Annotated in this window: 2 protein-coding genes; both read right to left on the bottom strand. The window is 75.2% G+C overall.

The features are described 5' to 3' along the window. On the bottom strand, positions 1-3,065 hold a 3,065-nt coding region (locus tag G6045_RS39510; protein WP_165337073.1), incomplete at its 3' end, for a type I polyketide synthase. A gap of 8 nt (positions 3,066-3,073) precedes the next feature. Beyond that, positions 3,074-4,507: SDR family NAD(P)-dependent oxidoreductase (locus G6045_RS39505; RefSeq protein WP_165337072.1), on the bottom strand; the 1,434-nt coding region annotated here is incomplete at its 5' end.

The following is a 4,507-nucleotide window of genomic DNA, read 5'->3' as shown; positions in this document are numbered from 1 at the left end:
GAGGCGTCGAGCAGGGCCTGGAGTTCGACGGCGAGCGGGGATCCGGCCAGCGCGTCGGGCAGTTGAGCCGCGGCCCGGGTTCGGGCCCCCTGCGGAAGCAGTTCCCGTACGCCTTCGAGCGGGGCGCTGTCGAGCGGGGCACGGTCCCGCAGTACCGCACGCAGCCGGTCCCGGGTCGCCGTGTCCAGCGAGACGAGCCCGGCGCTCAGGTCGAGGGGCATGGCGTGCGAAGGGGCGGCAGGGCGCACAGGTTCGGGGACCGTCTGCGCACCCGCCTGACCCGACCGAGCACCCGTCGCACCCGGACCCGACCGAGCACCCGTCGCACCCGGACCCGACCGCGCAACCGTCGCACCCGTCGGACCCCTCAGCGCATCCGCCGGGCCGGTCACCGCACCCGTAGGCTCACCGGCCGACCCCGTCCGCCCGCCGACCAGCTCCCCGAAATCCGGCTCCCTGCCGAACGCCCACACCCCCGCCGCCACCCGAAGCAGCTGGGTCATCCCGTCGCTGCGCGGCGCGTTGGCGGAGACGGCCAGGTGCGGGCGGCCCGACAAGGTGTCGCCGACCAGGGCCGGGAGCTGGCCCGTGCCCAACTGGACGAAGGCGCGGAACCCGGCCGCGTACAACTCCTCGGTGAGCATCCGGAAGCGGACCGGCTCCAGGAGGTGGCGTACGAACAGGTCGCGTGCCGCCTGCTCGTCGGCCGGGAAGGGCGCCGCCGTCGTGCCCGACCACACCGGGACCGACGGCCGGCGCAGGGTGAAACCGCGAGCGGCCTGCTCGATGGGTGCCAGATACGGCGCCAGCATCGGGGTGTGGAAGCCGGACTCGAACGGAAGGACCTGGCCGAGCACCCCGTCCGCCCGCAGCCTTGCCGTGAGCGCCTCGACCTGGGCGTGCGGGCCGCAGGCGACGGACTGGCGCGGGGCGTTGTCGTGCGAGAGGGCGACGCCCGGAAACGCATCGAGCAGCGCCTCCACCTGGGCGGCCGGGGCGCCGAACGCGGCGAAGGCGAGGCCGGGGACGCGCAGCGAGGACGGGTCGAACTCCCGTAGGAACGCGTCGACTTCGGCGGGGTCGTACATCCCGGCGACCGCCATCGCGGTCCACTCCCCCACGCTGTGCCCCGCCATCGCGTCCGCCGCGAGACCGATCCGGCCGAGCGCCTGGGCGAGCAGCCGTCCGACGCCGAAGACGGCGGCGCCGTGCTCCCCCACGTCGCCCACCTGGGCATCGGCGAACTCCACCGGCGGGAGCCCGAAGTGCCGGGCCACGTCGTCGATCCGGGGCGCGAACTCGGCTTCGAGGCCGGGGAAGAGGAAGGCCGTGCGGCCACCGCCGGGGCCGAGCAGCGGACGGGGCGCACACCACACATCGCTGCGCCCGCCCCACTCCCGCCCCTGGGCGACGGCCTTGCGGGCGAGGGCGAGGCGGCGGGGCGTGGGGTCGAGCACGGCGACCCGGGCGTGGCCCGTGCCCGTGGGCCGGCCGTCCAACGGGCCGTCCGCCCGGCGCAGTTCGGCGTCATCCGCGTCGAGGAGTCCGGCCAGGGCGCCCGCGTCCTCGGCGGCCAGTCGCAGCAGGCGTACGGGTTCGGCGACCTGTAGCGGGGGGAGCTGCCCGTGGCCGCGCAGAGGCTGGGCCCCCGACACCCCCGACTCCCCCGACGCCCGTACCGAATCCGGCACCTGCTCCAGAACCACATGCGCATTGATCCCGCCGAACCCGAAGGCGTTCACCGCCGCCCGCCGCAGCGGCGCCTCCCACGGCCCCGCCTGCGCCACCGGCCGGAACCGGGTCTCCAGGAGGGCGGGGTGCGGGTCGTCGCAGTTCAGCGTGGGCAGCAGCACACCCCGGTGGATCGCGAGCGCGGCCTTGACCAGGCCCGCCACTCCGGCCGCCGGCATGGTGTGCCCGATCATCGACTTGACCGAGCCGATCACCGCGTCCGGCGCCCCGCGCCCGAACACCTCGGCCAGCGTGGCCATTTCGGCCGCGTCGCCGTTCGGCGTGCCCGTGCCGTGCGCTTCGAGCAGGCCGAGCGAACCGGGCTCGGCCGGGTCGAGGCCGGCGGCCTCCCACGCGAGCCGTACCGCGCGGGCCTGCCCGCCCGGGTCGGGGTTGACCAGGGAGGCGGCGCGTCCGTCGCCCGCGACGCCCACTCCCCGTACGACCGCATAGACGCGGTCCCCGTCGCGCAGGGCGTCATCGAGCCGCTTCAGAACGACGACGCCCGTGCCCTCGCCCATCAGGACACCGTCCGCGTCCCGGTGGAAGGGGCGGATCCGGCCGCTCGGGGAGAGGGCGCGCAGCTGCGAGAAGACCGACCAGAGCGTGATGTCGTGGCAGTGGTGGACGCCGCCCGCGAGCATCACGTCGCAGCGGCCCGCGGCGAGTTCGGAGACGGCCTGGTCGAGCGCGACCAGCGAGGAGGCGCAGGCGGCGTCCACGGTGTACGAGGGGCCGCGCAGGTCGAGGCGGTTCGCGACGCGCGAGGCGGCGAAGTTGGGGACGAGACCGATCACCGACTCGGGGCTGGCGGGGCCGAGCGCCTCCTGGAAGGCGTCCCGTACGAGACCGAGCCGGTCCTCGCCCAGCTCGGGGAGCAGCTCCCGCAGGGTGCGGACGAGTTGGGCCGAGGTCCGCAGCCGCTGGTCGAGGCGGGCGAGGCCCGAGGTCAGATAGCCGCCGCGGCCGAGCACGACACCGACCCGCGCACGGTCGGACGGCAGCGCGCTTCCCATGTCCGTGAGCGCGGCGGCCGCGGTACGCAGGGCGATCAGCTGGTCGGGTTCGGTACCGGCCACCGAGCCGGGCATGATCCCGAACGCGGTCGGGTCGAAGTCGGCGATCCCGTCCACGAACCCGCCGCGCCGGGTGTAGACCGCGTCGGGCCGCCCGCCCGCCGGATCGAAGTACGCCTCGCTGTCCCAGCGCCCGGCGGGCACCTCGCTCAGCGCGTCCGTACCGTCGACGAGATTGCGCCAGTACGACTCCAGATCACCGGCACCCGGCAGGGTCACCGCCATCCCCACGATGGCGACGGGCTGTTGACGTCTCATCGCGCCGCTCACCAGCCGGACGCGGTGTAGACGACCTCGTCGGTGCCGCTGTCGCCCCAGGCGAGCTCGCGCAGCAGGGCGAGCACGCCCTCCTCCGGGTCGATCAGCTCGATCCCGCGCCGCGCGTACTCGCGGCCGAGCTCGGGTCCGACCATGCCGTCGTGTGCGCCGGTCGGTGCCCAGGGCCCCCAGTGCACGGTCAGGGCGCGGGTGCCGGTGGCGTCCTGCCAGCGGCGGCCGATGCGGGCCAGGGCGTCGTTGGCGGCGGCGTAGTCGATCTGGCCGCGGTTGCCGAAGACGGCGGAGATGGAGCCGAAAAGGACGGTGAAGCGCGGCAGTTGGGGCAGCCGGTGCAGCGCGGCGAGCAGCGTGCGGGCGCCGTCCACCTTCGTCCCGTACACGCGCCGGAAGGAGTCCGGATCCTTCTCGGCGAGCAACTTGTCCTCGATGACACCGGCCGCGTGCACGACGCCGTCGATCCGTCCGTATGTCGTGTACGTCTCCTTGACCGCCTGCTGCACCGCCTCCGCGTCCCGCAGATCGACCGCGCGGTAACCGGCCTGGCCGCCCGCGTCGTGGATCTCGGCGAGGGTGCTCGAGATCTCCCGCTGGGCGAGGATCCGGCCGACGGTCCGCTCGATCTCGGCGGGCTTGAGGCCGCCGCGCGCGATCAGCGCGGCGCGCAGGGCCGCCTTGTCGCGGGCGTCGCTGAACTCGTCGGGCAGATCGGGCAGTTCGGTGCGTCCGAGCAGTTCGATACGGCACCGGGAAGCCGCCGCGAGCGCCACCGCGAACCGTGCGGTGATCCCGCGTCCTCCCCCGGCGAGCACGACCACCGAGTCCGGGCCGAGCCCGAGGACGGTCGCCTCGGCGACGCCGGTGCCGGCCGGTCCGGCGCCCGAGGTGGCCAGGAGGCCGAGGCTCAGCTCGCGTGGGGCGATGCCGCGCCGGGTGCGGTCGGTGCGCAGCACGACCGGCTCGCGGTCGGGTGCGAGCAGTTCCTCGACGATCACCTCGGCCTGTTCGGCGGCCCCGCGCGACGGGTCCACCTCGACGCTGCGGGCGACGGTGTCCGGGTACTCACGGGCGACCGTACGGAAGAAGCCGGCGAGCCCGCTGGTGTCCTTGGCGTGGTGTGCGGCGAGCAGCCAGCGGGGGCTCCGGCGCAGGGCGGCCTGGAACAGCGGGAAGGCGCCGGGCAGTACGGGCTCGCCGTGGTCGGCGAGCGCGCCGACGTGGATGAGCCCGTCGACGGCGCCCTGGTGCCCTTCGAGGTCGTCGCCGATCCGCGAGGCGATGGCGCCGAGCACGGTGAGCCGTGTGACGAGCGCCTGCGCGACCGGCGTCCCGTCCCCCACGAGCACGAACCGCTTGCCGCGCAGATCCTGCGCGGCCACGGCGCCCGGGGCGGGGGCCGGGTCGAGGCGGGTGGGGGTGAGGAG

The sequence above is a fragment of the Streptomyces mesophilus genome (assembly GCF_011044995.1).
Lineage (GTDB): Bacteria > Actinomycetota > Actinomycetes > Streptomycetales > Streptomycetaceae > Streptomyces > Streptomyces mesophilus.
This window is presented reverse-complemented; position numbering and strand designations above follow the sequence as displayed.